This window comes from Streptococcus humanilactis (genome assembly GCF_019448275.1).
Taxonomy (GTDB): Bacteria; Bacillota; Bacilli; order Lactobacillales; family Streptococcaceae; genus Streptococcus; species Streptococcus humanilactis.
Window position 1 is genome coordinate 1 of the sequence record NZ_JAHXBZ010000006.1, and the last position, 18,893, is coordinate 18,893.

The 18,893-nt window shown below is 42.6% G+C and carries 14 protein-coding genes; 6 read left to right on the plus strand and 8 right to left on the minus strand.

Translation table 11 applies throughout. The features are described from left to right. The 3 genes from KV696_RS10240 to KV696_RS10125 form a co-directional block, all read right to left on the minus strand. A partial coding sequence (locus KV696_RS10240) for an accessory Sec-dependent serine-rich glycoprotein adhesin (RefSeq protein WP_219967336.1) occupies positions 1–6,947 on the minus strand: 6,947 nt, incomplete at its 3' end. A 947-nt stretch (positions 6,948–7,894) separates the two neighbouring features. After that, positions 7,895–9,439 carry a peptide chain release factor 3 gene (locus KV696_RS08045; RefSeq protein WP_001025437.1) on the minus strand — a complete coding sequence of 515 codons (1,545 nt, stop codon included), beginning with the start codon at positions 9,437–9,439 and terminating at the stop codon, positions 7,895–7,897. Between the two features lie 301 nt (positions 9,440–9,740). After that, entirely contained in the window at positions 9,741–9,815 is a 75-nt protein-coding gene (locus KV696_RS10125; RefSeq protein ID WP_232610068.1) for a hypothetical protein, read from the minus strand. Between the two features lie 293 nt (positions 9,816–10,108). On the opposite strand from KV696_RS10125, the gene gatC reads away from it, so the two are divergent. The 6 genes from gatC to nusB all read left to right on the plus strand — a co-directional run bounded on the left by gatC (position 10,109) and on the right by nusB (position 14,840). Further along, positions 10,109–10,411: an Asp-tRNA(Asn)/Glu-tRNA(Gln) amidotransferase subunit GatC gene (gene gatC, locus KV696_RS08055; RefSeq protein ID WP_219967337.1), complete on the plus strand. Its 303-nt coding sequence runs from the start codon at positions 10,109–10,111 to the stop codon at positions 10,409–10,411. Then, complete coding sequence (gene gatA / locus KV696_RS08060; RefSeq protein WP_219967338.1) at positions 10,411–11,877, plus strand: Asp-tRNA(Asn)/Glu-tRNA(Gln) amidotransferase subunit GatA; 1,467 nt, start codon at positions 10,411–10,413, stop codon at positions 11,875–11,877. Before gatC ends, gatA begins: the two co-directional genes overlap by 1 nt. Next, on the plus strand, positions 11,877–13,319 hold the full coding sequence (gene gatB, locus KV696_RS08065; RefSeq protein ID WP_219967340.1) for an Asp-tRNA(Asn)/Glu-tRNA(Gln) amidotransferase subunit GatB: 1,443 nt from the start codon (positions 11,877–11,879) through the stop codon (positions 13,317–13,319). The genes gatA and gatB overlap by 1 nt, the downstream gene beginning before the upstream one ends. Before the next feature lie 131 nt (positions 13,320–13,450). Further along, a complete protein-coding gene (gene efp, locus KV696_RS08070) occupies positions 13,451–14,011 on the plus strand; it encodes an elongation factor P (RefSeq protein ID WP_000568643.1) in 561 nt (186 codons plus the stop codon). A gap of 21 nt (positions 14,012–14,032) precedes the next feature. Next, positions 14,033–14,422 (plus strand): Asp23/Gls24 family envelope stress response protein, encoded by a 390-nt coding sequence (locus KV696_RS08075; RefSeq protein WP_020902992.1) that lies wholly within the window; start codon positions 14,033–14,035, stop codon positions 14,420–14,422. Continuing rightward, positions 14,415–14,840 (plus strand): transcription antitermination factor NusB, encoded by a 426-nt coding sequence (nusB, locus tag KV696_RS08080; protein WP_219967341.1) that lies wholly within the window; start codon positions 14,415–14,417, stop codon positions 14,838–14,840. The genes KV696_RS08075 and nusB overlap by 8 nt, the downstream gene beginning before the upstream one ends. 102 nt (positions 14,841–14,942) lie before the next feature. Here the strand turns inward: nusB and KV696_RS08085 are convergent, their stop codons facing one another. From KV696_RS08085 to accB, 5 genes are read right to left on the minus strand one after another with little or no spacing between them, the layout of a single operon-like run. Next, entirely contained in the window at positions 14,943–15,710 is a 768-nt protein-coding gene (locus KV696_RS08085; protein WP_219967343.1) for an acetyl-CoA carboxylase carboxyl transferase subunit alpha, read from the minus strand. Then, positions 15,707–16,573 (minus strand): acetyl-CoA carboxylase, carboxyltransferase subunit beta, encoded by an 867-nt coding sequence (gene accD / locus KV696_RS08090; protein WP_219967345.1) that lies wholly within the window; start codon positions 16,571–16,573, stop codon positions 15,707–15,709. Before accD ends, KV696_RS08085 begins: the two co-directional genes overlap by 4 nt. Before the next feature lie 36 nt (positions 16,574–16,609). After that, positions 16,610–17,977 carry an acetyl-CoA carboxylase biotin carboxylase subunit gene (accC, locus tag KV696_RS08095; protein ID WP_219967346.1) on the minus strand — a complete coding sequence of 456 codons (1,368 nt, stop codon included), beginning with the start codon at positions 17,975–17,977 and terminating at the stop codon, positions 16,610–16,612. An 11-nt stretch (positions 17,978–17,988) separates the two neighbouring features. Further along, positions 17,989–18,411, minus strand: a complete 423-nt coding sequence (gene fabZ, locus KV696_RS08100; RefSeq protein ID WP_000565509.1) for a 3-hydroxyacyl-ACP dehydratase FabZ — start codon at positions 18,409–18,411, stop codon at positions 17,989–17,991. Then, complete coding sequence (gene accB / locus KV696_RS08105; RefSeq protein WP_219967347.1) at positions 18,408–18,893, minus strand: acetyl-CoA carboxylase biotin carboxyl carrier protein; 486 nt, start codon at positions 18,891–18,893, stop codon at positions 18,408–18,410. Before accB ends, fabZ begins: the two co-directional genes overlap by 4 nt.

Here is an 18,893-nt window from a genome sequence, read left to right on the forward strand (position 1 = left end):
GCTACAGCGCTAGTTGATGCTGATGTAGACGCTACGGCGCTTGTACTTGCTGACGTAGATGCTACAGCGCTAGTTGATGCTGAGGTAGACGCTACGGCGCTTGTGCTTGCTGAGGTAGAGGCTACGGCACTTGTGCTTGCTGACGTAGAGGCTACTGCGCTAGTACTTGCTGAGGTAGACGCTACAGCACTTGTGCTTGCTGATGTAGAGGCTACGGCACTTGTTGACGCTGAGGTAGACGCTACGGCGCTTGTGCTTGCTGAGGTAGAGGCTACGGCACTTGTGCTTGCTGACGTAGAGGCTACTGCGCTAGTACTTGCTGACGTAGACGCTACGGCACTTGTTGACGCTGAAGTAGACGCTACCGCACTTGTTGATGCTGAGGTAGACGCTACGGCGCTTGTGCTTGCTGACGTAGACGCTACGGCGCTTGTGCTTGCTGAGGTAGACGCTACGGCACTTGTTGACGCTGAGGTAGACGCTACGGCACTTGTGCTTGCTGACGTAGATGCTACCGCGCTAGTTGATGCTGAGGTAGAGGCTACTGCACTTGTGCTTGCTGACGTAGACGCTACCGCACTTGTTGACGCTGACGTAGACGCTACCGCACTTGTTGACGCTGACGTAGACGCTACGGCGCTTGTGCTTGCTGAGGTAGACGCTACCGCACTTGTTGACGCTGAGGTAGACGCTACCGCACTTGTGCTTGCTGAGGTAGACGCTACGGCACTTGTTGATGCTGAGGTAGACGCTACTGCACTTGTTGATGCTGAGGTAGATGCTACTGCGCTTGTGCTTGCTGACGTAGACGCTACCGCACTTGTTGACGCTGACCTAGACGCTACGGCGCTTGTGCTTGCTGAGGTAGATGCTACGGCACTTGTTGATGCTGACGTAGACGCTACCGCACTTGTTGATGCTGAGGTAGATGCTACAGCACTTGTGCTTGCTGATGTAGAGGCTACCGCACTTGTTGACGCTGATTGAGAGGCTTGTTCTGACTTATAATCAGAATCCGATACTGGTACCTCTACTTCATTCGATGTACCATCTTTATAGGTAATAATGACTGTAACTTTACCCTTTGATACAGCTCCACCGTTTTTAAATTCGTATTTACTAATACGATTTGCCTCTTGTGGATTTGAACCCTTAACCGCTGCAAGAATCTTTTCTTTATCATCTGCTGATGGAGTTGTCGCATTAGTTACTTGAACTGTCGCTGGCACTTCACCTGGGAATTTCTTATTCAGTTTCCCTTGTGCTACTACTGTCAGAGTACGAGCTTCATTATCAGATAAATCGACAGCTTTAACCCCACGGTTCCATTTATTACTATCTGCATATTGTTTATTTGCATCATAAGTAGCAGTATACTCTAGTACTTTTGGATTCGTTTCTGTAGCTTCCGTTGGAGTATCCTTGAAGCCAGGTGCAGAATCGTCTGATGAATAGTCTTTTTGGAAGATTCTATCTATATCTGAAGTTCCATCATGCAATTTCAGAGTTTTAATCTTACCACTGTTATCCTTGCCGCTTATGACGATTTTAATTTTATCACCTGCGAAGATTTCATATCCTCTTACACCTGGGCGAACATTATCCTGGATGGATTGTTTTTCCCACTGTTTTGTCTTATCATTCTGGATATAGAGATCAAAGGTTGGTTCTGGTGCTACATTTTCTTTCGTAATAGTCGTAGAAGTTGGGTCAGAAGTAAGAGTCTCTGTTCCTCCAGTAGGAGTCCTTACAACTTTACTTTGTGTAACTGTTACGCCTCCTGCTGGAAGTAAGCCGTTATTAGCATTGTAAGCCTTTTCGAGATCTTTTGGCGTAAAGGTCAGCCTTGTATCGTTAGGTCCAGCTTCCTTAGTGAATGTCTTATCACCGATTGTCAAGGTCACTGTTGCTCCCGGTGTCACATCTGTAACTGTAATACTACGGTTCGGCAGACCTCCTTGTAGCTTCACTTGATTATCTGCGATTTGTGGTAGGTTTGGTCTAACTTTGATGGTTACAGGAACTATTGCAGTTGTATTGTCTTTAGTTTGTGCTCCTTTTGGTAAAGTAACATTGACATTATGGGTATAGATACCTGGATTAGCAACACTTGGAGTTGTTTCCCAAGAGTAAGTGGTTGTAGTAGCTGGCTCTGGACCACTAGGCATCGGTACTGAAGCAGAGTCTTTTATTGCATTGCCTGGGTTATCAATAATACCCTCCAAAGAATCTGTTTTCCCGACTGTTGTCTCATAAACTTTCTTAGCTACCGGATCAACTACCGTGTACTCAAAGCTTGCATCACTTGTAAGGGCTGGGTCGTTAGCTGATGCAGCTCCGAAGCGACCATTCGGATAAACCGCTTTAATTGTATAAGTCGTCTTGTGGCTTCTAGGTTGGTACCAATTTGGATTTTCCTTGGTTGTATACCACACATCACCAAAAGATGGTCTTTCATTTTTAGTAATATCAGTTGTTAGCTCAGAACCTTCATTATTTAGTCGATACTTATAGGACCACTTAGTCCCCGAAGGAAGGTCATTACTGTTAGTATACACAAAAGTATCCCTACCATAGTTGTTAGCCCAGCCTCCATCGACTTTACTAAGGTTTGCTTCTTTCGTTCCTTTAAATGCAAAGAACTTACCAGTTACTCCATTTGCAGTCTTGGCCTCAACCTTTGGATAAACGGTATAGTTATAAGTAATATCTTTACTTACACCTTTCGAGTCGGTAACCGTCAAGGTTGCTGTTTTTTCACCTGGTGTAGATAAATCTGGAGCTCCGTTTTTCCAAACTACATTTGTATTTGCAGGCAAATCTGTACCATCAGCAGATTTGATAAAATTACGAGCTGTCAAGCTATTTGGATTTTCTCCTGCAACCGCGTAAAAACGATCTGTTTTTGTTTTATAATTTTGTTCTAGATTAGGAGTGATTGTCTTTGAAGTTCCATCTTTAAATGTAATAGTCACATCACCATTTGGTTGAACCTCATAAGTACGAATGCGAGATGTACCAGACGGATTCGATGTCTCTACTTCCGCTTTAATTCTCCCTTTCTCAGTAGGAGTCAAATTTGACTTATCACGAACGGGAATAGCAGGTGGTGTTGTCAATTTAATCTTGTCTGCCAAACGTCCTTGTTGAATACCAAATTTCGCTTCAGCTAGGTTGGTATCACTTTCATTACCACTTGGATCTACTGCCTTAATTTGTCGCGTCCATTTATTATTTGAATCATATGTTAAGTCATCTTTAACTTTACCTATCGTTACCCTTGTTGTTTGATCTTGATTTACAATACTTTCAATCTTAGGTACAGTACCACTTCCATACGTATTGTTAGTGTCATTAAAGAAATTCGTTAACTCATTAGCCCCTTGGTTGAAGGTCACTTTTTGCAATTTCCCACTATTATCAGTGGCGCTAAATTCAACCTTGATGTTATCACCTGCGTAGAACAAGTAGTAACCCTTACCATCTTTCTCAGGCTCTTTACCATCGATTGTGACTTTGTATCTTACATGTGGTTTTTCAGTTTCCTTGCTGATTTCAACACGTCTTTCATCCGATGTCAACGTTTCCTTTTGACCTGTTACTGGATTATCAAATGCCTTACTTTGTTTAACTGTTACATTTCCTGTTGGAAGTAAACCGTTACTGTCTGCTAGTTCATTTGCAGAAAACGTCACTCTTCCAGTTTGATCTGCTGTTTTAGCTGGAAGTTGTTTACCACCGATTGTCAAAGTAACTGTAGCGCCTGGTAAAGCGTCTGTTACAGTAATATCACGGCTTGGAAGTCCGCCTGTATTGGATAGTTGAGTTGAAATTTGTGGTGGATTTGGTCTAACTTTGATAGTTACAGGAACGTTTGTACTATTTCTGTCTTTATTCGTTGAACCTTGTGGTAAAGTAACTGTGACTTCTTTCTTATAGATCCCTGGAGTGCTTACTGTACTAGCATTTGGTGCCGAATCTCTCCAGCTGTAATCGGTTCTAGTTGCCACAGCCGGACCATTAGGTATTGCAACTCTATCATCAGAGTTCTTAATCGCCTTATCCGGGTTAGCAATGATATCATTTAGTGGTGCTGTATTACCAACTGTGGTAACATACTCTTGCTTGGCTACTGGATCAACTACTGTATAATTAAAGGTCACTGTACTTGTGAGAGCAGGATTTGAAGTTGTTACATCACCAAGTCGCCCTTTTGGATAAGTTGCTATTGCTTTATAGGTCGTGCTGTGGGTTGTAGCTGAATCTGCAGTTGTATGCCACACGCTACTAAAGGCTGGAGAGCCATCTTGTTTACGTACAGGTGTTGAGCGATTATCATTCAGTTGATACTCATAAGCAAATGTAGTCCCTGAAGGAAGAGGATTCGGCGACACTTTAGCATCATTATTTATATAGAAGCTTGAATATCCACCGATATTATTAGCATAGCTACCACCAACAGTTACATCCGTTTTCGGTACTGCTTTAAAGGCATAGAACTTACCCGTAACTCCATTGTTAGTTTTGGTCTCAATCTTTTGATAAACTGTGTACTTATATGTTAGATCTGTAGTAGTTTTATCTGGGTGAGTTACCGTTAAGGTTGCAGAGCGAGGAGTGTTGCTAACTTCCATTGTAGGAGCTTGACCTTGTTTCCATGCAAATGTTGTCCCACTAGGGAAGTCAGATGCTCCGCCAACTGGACGCACAAGACTTCTTGGATTTATATTAGATAAAGGCTCGTCGCTAACTGCATAAAAGTGCTCAGTTGTTTTCTCTACACCATACTTAACATTGTTTGTGACTGTATCCGTGGTTTTATCACGATAAGTAATGGTAACATCTCCATTATTAGCTACACTGATTGATCCTTCTTCAGATCCTTTTTTGTAATCTGTACTTGAAAGAACGCTTGCATTGGCTGCTTTAAAGTTAGCCAATACTTGATCTTTTTCCGCCTGACTCAGATTTGTCGTATTATTAACTGCGACAGTCGCACCGCTTATAGGCGATTGACGCTCATTAAATCCGTGAATACGAACAGTCATAGTAGTCATTGTTTTTTGTCCGGCAGTATCATCAGCACCATACTCAATGTTATAGTCCCCTGGAGTCATTGGTTTCCAGCCATTGTTCCGACCAATCGTACCATAAATCTCAGTTGTCCACTGCTTATGTTCATAAACATAGGCTGTATTGAGTCCTGTTTTAGGATCTCGTTTAAGAGTCGCAAAGTTGATTTGTCCAGGGAAATTTTTACCTTGTAAACCTGTAATGATAGGATTATCTTTTCCCGTATAAAATAGTCTCAAAGCCTTATCATCTCTAAATACCATATTGATATTCACAGAATCATCATTGAAAACTTCAAGTAATTTTGGCAATTCAACTGTAGGGGGATTATCTGTTGCGCGTCCCTGATTTCTCACAGCATTGTTTTGACTTCCTGCTCTACCTGTATGGACATAAGAGGTCATCAAATTCGTGTAATTACCAGAAACATTCGTACTTGTAAATGGTTGACTACTTGTAGCAACTCGGGCATCTAATCTGGCATTGCTTGATTTTTCATTTACAGTGGCATGAACTTCAATCGTTGCCTCTAAATTTCTATTTAAATCATGACGTTTGCTAAACACGTACTCATTGCCAGAACCACCACGCTTCTCCATCGGTTGACCATTAAAAGTAACACGGGTAATGGTCGTATTTGGATCCACATTGGCAAGTAAACCAGCATAATTCAGGGCATTATCTGAGTGCATATTGATACGCCAAATTACTTCATGAGTATTCTTATTGTACTGACCTGATTCAAGCGAAGCCGATGTTCTATTGCTAGCAAACGTGTTCGTGATTAACGAAGTAGGCAAAGCTCTAGGATGTACCCCACTGCCCATACCTTGACCATTTCGTGCATCACGCGCACCTGAATTGACTCTCAACACAGCATTAGCAATTGAGTTACGAGCAGAGATCGCTAGTTTTACAGTTTCGGTCAAATCTGCCTTAGGATTAGCAAGAGCTGTCTCGATAGCAGTCACCGCAGCATTCACTTTCGCTATAGCTGCATCACTATTAGGTAAACCGACCGCTTTTGCTAGGTACTCACCCATTTCAGCTGAAAGTTTGGTTAACTTCTTACGATTTTCATCCTGTTGTTTAGCTGAAACTTCCGATGTTGCTATGGCACCAGCAGTCACTCCTGCCAAACTACTTATTTCTGCATTCGTGTCAACCAAACCTTTTTCCAATTTAGCTGATTCCAATACAGGAGCACCTAGCTTAGAGGCAGATAACTCTTCTTTAGCCAACTGACTTTCTTTTGACACAGACTCTGCTTTTCCAGAAGTCTCAGAAGCAGTAGTAGAAAGTGCACTATTACCTGACGCCACCATCGACTGACTAGAGCTTACAGAAGTACTTGCTGAAACGCTAGCTGAAGTTGATGCGCTTTCTGAGGCACTTGTTGACATACTAGCAGAAGAACTAACGCTAGCTGATAGACTAGTGGATACTGATTCTGAAGTAGATACACTCTCGCTTACTGAATGAGACAGACTTGCCGAATTCTCCGCATCCACTTTTGCAGTTGTACCAAGAACAACTGTATCATGCGTTGCTAGAGCATCTGAACTATCTAACGTTTTTTCAAGGGCTACCGCTTCGTTTGCAAAAACTTTTGTCTGAGTAGCAACAGCCCCACCTAATACGGCACCTGTTGCTGCAATACCTCTTATAATATCAAGACCTGTAATCGTTTGATTAGTTTGGTTTTCTACTACTTCGGTCATAACCTGAGTAGTATCTACGCCACCACGCAAAACCTTGAATAAGCCAAAAAGAGAGGTTGAGGCTCTCAACCAATGCTTACCGGATTTAACGAGTTTATATCGAGTCACACGATCAGTTTCGCGATATTGACCCTTTTGACGTCTGAAAAACATTTATTTTTTTCCTCCAAAAAAAGTGCTATAGTAGTTAGTTTAATGCAGTCGTTTTCTATTGTAACACAAATCCTTATATTAAGTCAACTTATTTTTTAGTGTTTTTGCTAAAAAAAAAAAAGCATTTTCTTCCTTGTTTTGTATAGATTCCCCATTGATAAACAAAGTTAATATACTAGACAACTGATTCCCTCATTGACTGGGCTATAAAAAAGAGAAATCCATTATTTTTGTCGACGAATACGTCATACTTATCCAAAATTAAAAAGAGCATCATTTTCCTTTGAATAGACATATATATTATATATTATCCAAGGAACTTTTCGCTGTTTTCATTAGAATTAAAAGATAGTAAATTTCAAAGTATAAAGTATATAGTTTAACTACGATATTTCTTGAGCAAGCTGGCAAGCAAAAAGGTTGCACTTTAATAATGCAAATAGCTCGACCTACTAACTCTTATAAAAAAATCCCACAATGGCATAAGGAAAAAGCCCATGAATATAGCATTCCTGGACTTCTCTTATTAGAATATTTAGATCAACCAACATAAAGATCGATTGCTAGATTACGACACTAAGTTTTACAAATCAATTTCATTTACAAAACGTAGTTAGTAAGGCAGTTAGCTAGTTCGCTTCCTTACCATTACGACGGAAAAGTCCACGAATCTATACCATTCGTGGGCTTTGCCTAGTGAAGCGTTTAGGTAGACCGCCATTGCGGTTACCTATTATTAGATTACAACACTGAGTTTTATAAATCGATTTCATTTGCCAAACGTAGTTAGCAAAGCAGTTAGCTAGACTGCTCACTACCAGTTACGACGTAAAGTTTTACGAATCGATATTATTCGTAAAACTTTACTAGTGGAGCGCCTAGCTAAGTTCCATAGAAACTTGGCGTTAGTTACTTAGATTGTTATACAATCAAGTAACTTTGGCGATCTACATCTTCTCTTCCAACTCTACATCTGGATACTTATCCGCAAACCAGCGTAGGGCAAAGTCATTTTCAAAGAGGAAGACTGGTTGGTCAAAACGGTCTTTGGCCAAGATATTTCGGCTTGACGACATCCGTTCATCCAAGTCCTCTGGCTTAATCCAGCGAACGGTCTTTTTACCCATTGGGCTCATGACTACTTCCGCATTGTACTCGCCTTCCATACGGTGCTTAAAGACTTCAAACTGGAGTTGACCAACAGCTCCCAGCATGTACTCGCCTGTTTGGTAATTCTTATAAAGCTGAATAGCACCTTCTTGTACCAGTTGCTCAATCCCCTTGTGGAAAGATTTTTGCTTCATGACATTCTTAGCAGAAACTTTCATGAAAATTTCAGGAGTAAAGGTTGGCAGTGGTTCAAATTCAAACTTGTTTTTGCCAACAGTCAATGTATCCCCAACCTGATAAGTACCTGTATCATAAACCCCGATGATATCACCTGCCACGGCATTGGTTACATTCTCACGACTTTCCGCCATAAACTGGGTAACATTAGACAATTTAGCCCCCTTACCAGTACGAGGTAGGTTGACACTCATACCACGCTCAAATTCACCCGATACGATACGGACAAAGGCGATACGGTCACGGTGACGAGGGTCCATGTTGGCTTGAATCTTAAAGACAAATCCTGAGAAATCCTTGTCATAAGGATCCACAATTTCGCCGTCTGTTTTCTTGTGTCCATGTGGTTCTGGAGCAAACTTGAGGAAGGTTTCAAGGAAGGTCTGCACACCAAAGTTTGTGAGGGCCGAACCAAAGAAGACTGGTGTCAATTCTCCAGCCAGAATAGCTTCCTCTGAAAACTCATTTCCAGCTTCATTTAATAGTTCAATATCATCCTTGACTTGTTCGTAGAAAGGATTGCTACCAAAAAGCTTGTCCCCATCTTCTAGACTAGCAAAACGCTCATCCCCTTTATAGAGCTCCAAACGTTGGTTATAGAGGTCATACAAGCCTTCAAAGGCTTTCCCCATCCCGATAGGCCAGTTCATTGGGTAGCTAGCAATGCCCAAGACTTCTTCTAATTCTTGTAAGAGGTCTAGTGGCTCACGACCGTCACGGTCCAGCTTGTTCATAAAGGTAAAGACAGGAATGCCACGGTGTTTGACAACCTCAAACAATTTCTTGGTTTGAGCCTCGATACCCTTAGCAGAGTCCACCACCATGACGGCAGCATCCACCGCCATCAAGGTACGATAGGTATCTTCTGAGAAATCCTCGTGCCCTGGGGTGTCTAGGATATTCACGCGCTTACCATCGTAGTCAAACTGCATAACAGATGAAGTAACCGAAATCCCACGTTGCTTCTCGATATCCATCCAGTCAGACTTGGCAAAAGTTCCTGTTTTCTTTCCTTTTACCGTACCAGCCTCACGAATCTCTCCCCCAAAGTAGAGCAACTGCTCAGTGATGGTTGTTTTCCCCGCGTCCGGGTGGGAGATGATGGCAAAGGTACGACGTTTCTTAATTTCTTCTTGAATATTCATAAGTTCTCTTTCTTTGATTCTCTATTCTTTTTCTTGTTTCAATAGTTCAGAATGATTTTTACATTGGATTGTACCATTCCTTTCAACATTCCATTATATCGGATTTTAGCATTTTTTTCAATTTCTATTTTATATCAGACACTGCTAAAGCATAATAATTCCACTTGCAATTTTTAAAATAAATGTTACAATGAATATAGAAAAAGGTGTTGCGTCAACAACACCCCACAGAGCCGTTTAAGACGGTGGCTGTAGTTACATAACTAAAAAATAGCTCGTTAACTCGCCAAAGTTAGGACGGCTATTTTTTTGTCTCTTTTACCAATTCAAGGATGAACTTTAGGAGCGTGATAACAAAGTTACCAGCTACAAACATGAGTGTCAAAGCCTCAAAAGGGGACAAATCTGGTTACTCCTTTCTACTAAGATTTTACAGGTTCTGCACATAAGCATCACCATCCTTTCGATTTCGTAACCACCGTCTTCACTTCTCTGTTAAACTATTGTACCATATATTTTCCCCTTTGAAATCCGCTTTTCAAATAAATCATCATCAAAATCCGTTCTCCATCCTATACCCGTCTTTTTTCACCTTTCCCTCCCTTATTTATAGGAAAATATGGTAAAATAGAACAGACTAAAAATCATCATTTCACGAAAGGATGCAAGATGAAAATTACGCAAGAAGAGGTAACACACGTTGCCAATCTTTCAAAATTAAGATTCTCTGAAGAAGAAACTGCTGCCTTTGCGACTACCTTGTCTAAGATTGTTGACATGGTTGAATTGCTGGGCGAAGTTGACACAACTGGTGTCGCACCTACTACGACCATGGCTGACCGTAAGACCGTACTCCGCCCTGATGTGGCCGAAGAAGGAACAGACCGTGATCGCTTGTTTAAAAACGTACCTAAAAAAGACAACTACTATATCAAGGTACCAGCTATCCTAGATGATGGAGGAGATGCCTAATGACTTTTAATAACAAAACGATTGAAGACTTGCACAACCTCCTTGTCTCTAAGGAAATTTCTGCAACTGAATTGACCCAAGCAACGCTTGAAGATATCAAGTCTCGCGAGACAGCTATCAACGCATTTGTCACTATCGCTGAAGAGCAAGCTATTGCGCAAGCTAAGGCTATTGATGAAGCTGGAATTGACGCAGATAATGTCCTCTCAGGAATTCCACTTGCTGTTAAGGATAATATCTCTACAGACGGTATTCTCACAACTGCTGCCTCAAAAATGCTCTACAACTATGAGCCAATCTTTGATGCGACTGCTGTTACCAATGCAAAAGCCAAGGGCATGATTGTAGTAGGGAAAACCAACATGGACGAATTTGCCATGGGTGGTTCAGGTGAGACTTCTCACTACGGTGCAACTAAAAACGCTTGGGATCAAACCAAGGTTCCTGGTGGTTCATCAAGTGGTTCTGCCGCAGCCGTAGCCTCAGGACAAGTCCGCTTGTCACTTGGTTCTGATACCGGTGGTTCTATCCGCCAACCTGCTGCCTTCAACGGAATCGTTGGTCTCAAACCAACCTACGGAACGGTTTCTCGTTTCGGTCTCATTGCCTTTGGTAGCTCATTAGACCAGATTGGACCTTTTGCTCCTACTGTTAAGGAAAATGCTCTCTTGCTCAATGCTATTGCCAGCGAAGACGCTAAAGACTCTACTTCTGCTCCTGTCCGCATTGCCGACTTTACTTCAAAAATCGGTCAAGACATCAAGGGCATGAAAATTGCTTTACCTAAAGAATATCTTGGCGAAGGGATTGACCCAGAGGTTAAGGAAACCATTCTTAATGCTGCTAAGCACTTTGAAAAACTTGGTGCTATCGTTGAAGAAGTCAGCCTGCCTCACTCTAAATACGGGGTTGCCGTCTACTACATCATCGCTTCATCTGAAGCTTCATCAAACTTGCAACGTTTTGATGGTATCCGTTACGGCTATCGTGCAGAGGATGCGACCAACCTTGATGAAATCTATGTAAACAGCCGAAGCCAAGGTTTCGGTGAAGAAGTGAAACGTCGTATCATGCTAGGTACTTTCAGCCTTTCATCAGGTTACTACGATGCCTACTATAAAAAGGCTGGTCAGGTTCGTACCCTTATCATTCAAGATTTCGAAAAAGTCTTTGCGGATTATGACTTGATTTTGGGCCCAACTGCTCCAAGCGTTGCCTATGACTTGGATTCTCTCAACCATGATCCAGTTGCTATGTACTTGGCTGACCTTTTGACCATCCCAGTCAACTTAGCTGGTCTACCAGGAATTTCGATTCCTGCTGGCTTCTCTCAAGGACTACCTGTCGGTCTGCAATTGATTGGTCCTAAGTATTCTGAGGAAACCATTTACCAAGCTGCTGCTGCCTTTGAAGCAACAACAGACTACCACAAACAACAACCCGTGATTTTTGGAGGTGACAACTAATGAACTTTGAAACAGTCATCGGACTTGAAGTCCACGTAGAGCTCAACACCAATTCAAAAATCTTCTCACCTACTTCTGCCCACTTCGGAAATGACCAAAATGCCAACACTAACGTGATTGACTGGTCTTTCCCAGGAGTTCTGCCAGTTCTCAATAAAGGTGTTGTCGATGCCGGTATCAAGGCTGCTCTTGCTCTCAACATGGACATCCATAAAAAGATGCACTTTGACCGCAAGAACTACTTCTATCCTGATAATCCCAAAGCCTACCAAATTTCTCAGTTTGATGAGCCAATCGGTTATAACGGTTGGATTGAAGTCGAGCTAGAAGACGGTACAACTAAAAAAATCGGTATCGAACGTGCCCACCTAGAGGAAGACGCTGGTAAAAACACCCACGGTACAGATGGCTACTCTTATGTTGACCTCAACCGCCAAGGGGTGCCATTGATTGAGATTGTATCTGAAGCTGACATGCGTTCGCCAGAAGAAGCCTACGCTTACCTAACTGCCCTCAAGGAGGTCATCCAGTACGCTGGCATTTCTGACGTTAAGATGGAAGAAGGTTCTATGCGTGTGGATGCCAACATCTCCCTTCGTCCGTATGGTCAAGAAAAATTCGGTACCAAGACTGAGTTGAAGAACCTCAACTCCTTCTCAAACGTTCGCAAGGGTCTTGAATACGAAGTCCAACGTCAAACCGAAATCCTTCGCTCAGGTGGTCAAATCCGCCAAGAAACACGCCGTTACGATGAAGCTAACAAGGCAACCATACTCATGCGTGTTAAGGAAGGAGCTGCAGACTACCGCTACTTCCCAGAACCAGACCTACCTCTCTTTGAAATTTCAGATGAGTGGATTGAGGAAATGCGGACAGAGTTGCCAGAATTTCCAAAAGAACGCCGTGCTCGCTACGTGGCTGACCTTGGTTTGTCAGACTACGATGCTAGCCAGTTGACTGCAAACAAAGTCACTTCTGACTTCTTTGAGAAAGCTGTGGCTCTCGGAGGAGATGCCAAACAAGTCTCTAACTGGCTCCAAGGAGAAGTTGCTCAATTCTTGAACGCCGAAGGTAAAACACTCGAACAAATCGAATTGACACCAGAAAACTTGGTAGAAATGATTGCCATCATCGAAGACGGCACGATTTCTTCTAAGATTGCCAAGAAAGTCTTTGTCCACCTGGCTAAAAATGGCGGTGGCGCGCGTGAATACGTGGAAAAAGCAGGTATGGTTCAAATCTCAGATCCAGCTGTCTTGATTCCAATTATCCACCAAGTCTTTGCCGATAACGAAGCCGCAGTTGCCGACTTCAAGTCAGGCAAACGCAACGCAGATAAGGCCTTTACAGGCTTCCTTATGAAAGCAACCAAAGGCCAAGCCAACCCACAAGTTGCCCTTAAACTCCTTGCCCAAGAATTGGCGAAGTTGAAAGAAGATTAATATGTAAAAGAAACCAGCCCTGAGGTTGGTTTTTTTCTCCCCTACCATCTCCCAATAACTATTTTGGCTTTATTTCCAGAAGATTTTATGGTAAAATGAAGAGTAATAATATTTATTAAAGAGGTAAAAACATGATTGAAGCAAGCAAATTGAAAGCTGGTATGACATTTGAAACTGCAGACGGAAAATTAATCCGCGTTTTGGAAGCTAGCCACCACAAACCAGGTAAAGGAAACACGATCATGCGTATGAAATTGCGTGATGTCCGTACTGGTTCTACATTTGATACAAGCTACCGTCCAGAAGAAAAATTCGAACAAGCTATTATCGAAACTGTTCCAGCTCAATACTTGTACAAAATGGATGAAACTGCCTACTTCATGAACACTGAAACTTATGACCAATACGAAATCCCAGTCGTAAACGTTGAAAATGAATTGCTTTACATCCTTGAAAACTCAGATGTAAAAATCCAATTCTACGGAACTGAAGTAATCGGTGTAACTGTACCAACTACTGTTGAATTGACAGTTGCTGAAACACAACCATCTATCAAAGGTGCTACTGTTACAGGTTCTGGTAAACCAGCGACTATGGAAACTGGACTTGTTGTCAACGTTCCTGACTTCATCGAAGCTGGACAAAAATTGATCATCAACACTGCAGAAGGAACTTACGTTTCTCGTGCCTAATCTCTAGAAAGAGGTCATTCTATGGGAATTGAAGAACAATTTGGCGAAATCGTTATCGCTCCACGTGTACTTGAAAAAATCATTGCCATCGCAACTGCTAAAGTTGATGGTGTCCACTCATTTTCAAATAAATCCGTATCTGATACCCTATCAAAACTCTCTCTTGGTCGCGGCGTCTACTTAAAAGAAAGTAACGAAGAACTAACTGCTGACATCTATCTCTACCTTGAGTACGGTGTGAAAGTACCAAAAGTTGCTCTTGCTATTCAAAAAGCAGTCAAAGATGCTGTCCGAGATATGGCTGATGTGGAACTTTCTGCTGTCAACATCCATGTTGCAGGAATCGTTCCAGATAAAACACCAAAACCTGAGTTGAAAGATCTATTTAACGAGGACTTCCTCAATGACTAGTCCATTATTAGAATCTAGACGCGAACTTCGTAAATGCGCTTTTCAAGCTCTCGTGAGCCTTGAATTCGACACAGATATGGAAACGGCTTGTCACTTTGCCTACACACATGACCGTGAAGATGCAGATGTGCAAATCCCTGCCTTTCTTCTAAACTTGGTTTCTGGTGTTCAAGCTCAAAAAGACGAGTTGGATAAACAAATCAACCAGCACCTCAAGTCAGGCTGGACAGTTGAACGATTGACCTTGGTCGAAAAAAACTTACTACGCTTGGGTATCTTTGAAATTATATCATTTGATACACCTCAGCTGGTAGCAGTCAATGAAGCCATTGAACTTGCTAAGAATTTTTCAGATCAAAAATCAGCCCGCTTTATCAACGGACTGCTTAGTCAATTTGTAACTGAAGAAAATGAATAATCGAAAAGGTGTTTGGTCTTCCAAGCACCTTTTGACTTTCCCCTCTGCACAGAGTAAGAACCACACAAAAACTAGAACTGACTGCCAGTTCTAGTTTTTGTATTAGTATTTTCTAAACCGTTGATAGCGCTCTTCCAACAACTCTGATAGCGATTTTTGTGAAAGTCTAGCTAGCTCAGCTTGAAGTTCTTTTTTGACATTCTTAATCAGTTCTTTACTAGAAAGTCCTGCTTCAGAAATCACCTTATCCACCACGTCCATTTCTAGCAGTTCATGTGATGTGATTTTCATCAACTCTGCTGCTTCCATGGCACGAGTTCCGTCCTTCCATAGAATGGAAGCAAAGCCTTCTGGGCTGAGAATGGCATAGATAGAATTTTCCAGCATCCAAACACGGTCTGCGACTGCCAGAGCCAGAGCTCCACCTGAACCACCTTCACCGATAATGATGGCGATAATCGGAACTTTCAGGTCACTCATTTCCATGAGATTGCGAGCAATAGCTTCTCCCTGTCCACGTTCTTCCGCTCCGACACCAGGATAGGCACCTGCTGTATTGATAAAGGTCACAACTGGACGACCAAACTTTTCAGCCTGTTTCATCAACCGTAGGGCCTTGCGGTAGCCTTCTGGATGTGGTTGACCAAAATTTCGCTTGAGGTTATCTTGTAAACTCTTGCCTTTTTGGATACCAACAACTGTTACAGCTTGGTCCCCAAGCCAGCCAATACCACCAACAACTGCACCATCGTCACGAAAAGAACGGTCACCGTGTAATTGGATAAATTCATCAAAAATGCCTGTCGCAAAGTCCAAGGTTGTCAAGCGACTCTGCTCACGCGCTTCTCTGACTATTTTTGCAATATTCATCTAGGACCCCCTCCGTGCAATCTGACTAGACTAGCAATCGTATCTGGTAAGTCTCTTCTTTTGACAATAGCATCCACAAAGCCATGTTCCAATAGGAATTCTGCCTTTTGGAAATCCTCAGGCAAGCTTTCACGAACCGTATTTTCAATGACACGACGCCCAGCAAAACCAACCAAGCTCTGTGGTTCAGCCAGAATGATATCTCCTTCCATAGCGAAAGAAGCTGTTACACCACCTGTCGTTGGATCTGTCAAAATGGTCAGGTAAAAGAGACCAGCATTTGAATGGCGTTTAACTGCTGCAGAAATCTTAGCCATTTGCATGAGACTCATGATTCCTTCCTGCATACGGGCTCCACCAGAAGCTGTGAAGAGAACAACTGGCAACTGTTCAACAGTCGCATACTCAAACAAGCGAGTAATTTTTTCCCCTACAGCCGTACCCATAGATGCCATGATAAAGTTGGAATCCATAATCCCAAGAGCCACAGTCTGACCTTTTATAAGAGCTGTTCCTGTCACAACGGCTTCATCCAGACCTGTTTTTTCACGCATAGTTGCTAGTTTCTTTTGATAACCAGGGAAATGCAAGGGATCCTTGCTTTCAATCCCTGTAAACAATTCCTTGAAGGTTCCCATATCAATCGTCAAAGCCAAGCGTTCTTGGGCAGAAATACGAAAGGTGTAGCTACAATGTGGACAGATACGCTCACTTCCCAGATCCTTCTGATAGATGGTATGCTTACAACCCGGACACTGGGAGAATAATTCATCTGGAACCTCTGGCTTAGCTTGAGGTTTTTCCCTAACCGAACGATTGGGATTAATTCGAATATACTTATCTTTTTTACTAAATAGAGCCATTGATTCCCCTTTTCGGTTTAAACTCTTGAAGTCATTTTATTCTTTTTCTTGATATTTAGGTAAGAAGGTTTCCATCAAGAAGGAAGTATCATAATCTCCAGCAATGACATTACGATCTGAAATGAGGTCAAGCTGGAAATCTGCATTGGTCTGCACTCCTTCAATCTCTAATTCATAGAGGGCACGTTGCATTTTCATCAAGGCATCAAAACGATTTTCGCCGTGTACTATGATTTTGGCAATCATACTATCATAATAGGGCGGAATGGTATAGCCTGGATAAACTGCTGAATCCACACGCAAGCCAACTCCACCACTTGGCAGATGGAGATTAGTAATCTTACCTGGACTTGGAGCAAAGTTAAAGGCTGGATTTTCTGCATTGATCCGACACTCGATGGCATGACCGCGTAGGACAATATCTTCTTGCTTAACAGACAGGGGCTGACCTGCCGCAATGCGAATCTGTTCCTTAACGATATCCACACCTGAAACAAACTCTGTTACTGGATGTTCTACTTGTACACGAGTATTCATTTCCATGAAGTAGAAATTGCCACTGGCTTCATCAAGAAGAAACTCAATAGTCCCTGCATTCTCATAGCCAACAGACTCTGCCGCTCGAACAGCAGCAGCACCAATTTCATTGCGTAGCGTTTTGCCAATTGCAATCGAAGGACTTTCTTCTAAAACCTTTTGGTTATTCCGTTGAAGAGAACAATCCCGTTCACCCAAGTGAATCACATTTCCGTGTTCATCACCTAGGATTTGAACCTCAATGTGACGAGCTGGATAGATAACCCGTTCAATGTACATGGCACCATTGCCATAATTGGCCTTGGCTTCGCTAGAGGCAGTTTCAAAGGCGGAAACGAGATCTTCTGGTTTTTCAACCTTACGAATCCCTTTACCACCTCCACCTGCTGAAGCCTTGAGCATAACAGGGTAGCCAATTTTTTCAGCAACAATCAAAGCTTCCTCAGAGTTATGCACTTCTCCATCCGAACCTGGAATGACTGGCACGCCTGCTTTTATCATCTGAGCACGCGCATTGATTTTGTCTCCCATCATATCCATGACATGACCAGATGGGCCGATAAACTTGATTCCCACCTCTTCACACATGGTTGCAAATTTGGAATTTTCACTGAGAAAGCCAAAACCGGGGTGAATGGCTTCTGCTTCTGTCAAGACTGCGGCTGATAGAACCGCATTGATATTGAGATAAGACTCTGTTGCCTTACCAGGGCCGATACAAACCGCTTCATCTGCCAAAAGCGTATGAAGGGCTTCCTTATCAGCAGTTGAATAAACCGCCACCGTTGCAATCCCCAATTCACGCGCCGCACGGATAATCCGAACCGCAATTTCACCACGATTGGCAATTAAAATTTTTCGAAACATGGAGAACCTCCTTAGTTCCCTATTGCAAAGGTAAGAGTACCACTAGCTGCAAGCTTGCCATCCACTTCAGCCTTTGCTTCAACCACAGCGATTGTGCCACGACGTTTTACAAACGTTGCCGTCATAAGCAATTGGTCACCTGGTACAACTTGCTTCTTGAATTTGACCTTATCCATACCAGCGTAAAAGACCAGTTTCCCCTTATTTTCAGGTTTTGACAACTCCAAGACACCAGCTGTTTGCGCCAAGGCTTCCATAATCAGAACACCTGGCATAACAGGGTATTGAGGGAAATGACCATTAAAGAAGGGCTCGTTGATGGTCACATTTTTGATGGCAACAATAGTGTCCTCGCTCACTTCCAAGACACGGTCTACTAGGAGCATAGGATAACGGTGGGGAAGGGCTTCTTTGATTCCTTGAATATCGATCATTTGATACGTACCAATCCTTTACCAAACTCAACCATTTCTTCGTTAGAAACGAGAATTTCCGTTACCACACCATCCTTAGGTGCTGGAATTTCATTCATGACTTTCATGGCTTCGATGATGACCAATGTTTGACCTTTTTTAACACTATCACCAACTGTTACAAAGGCAGGTTTATCTGGGCCAGCAGCCAAGTAAGCCACCCCAACAAGTGGGCTCTCTACAAGATCTCCCTCAGCAACTACACTTGTTTCTGCTGAAGCTGGAACTTCTTCCACTACAGTTTCTGCTGAAGCAGATGTAGGAGCCACTGGACTCGGTGCTGCTAGAATGGGGGCTGGAGCGACTTGAGGTGCAGCTTCAGACACCAGTCTCGCTTCATTCTTACTAAACTGCAACTCATCCGTCCCATTTTTATAAGAAAATTCTCTCAAACTTGACTGGTCAAATTGGGCCATCAAGTCTTTAATATCGTTTAAATTCAT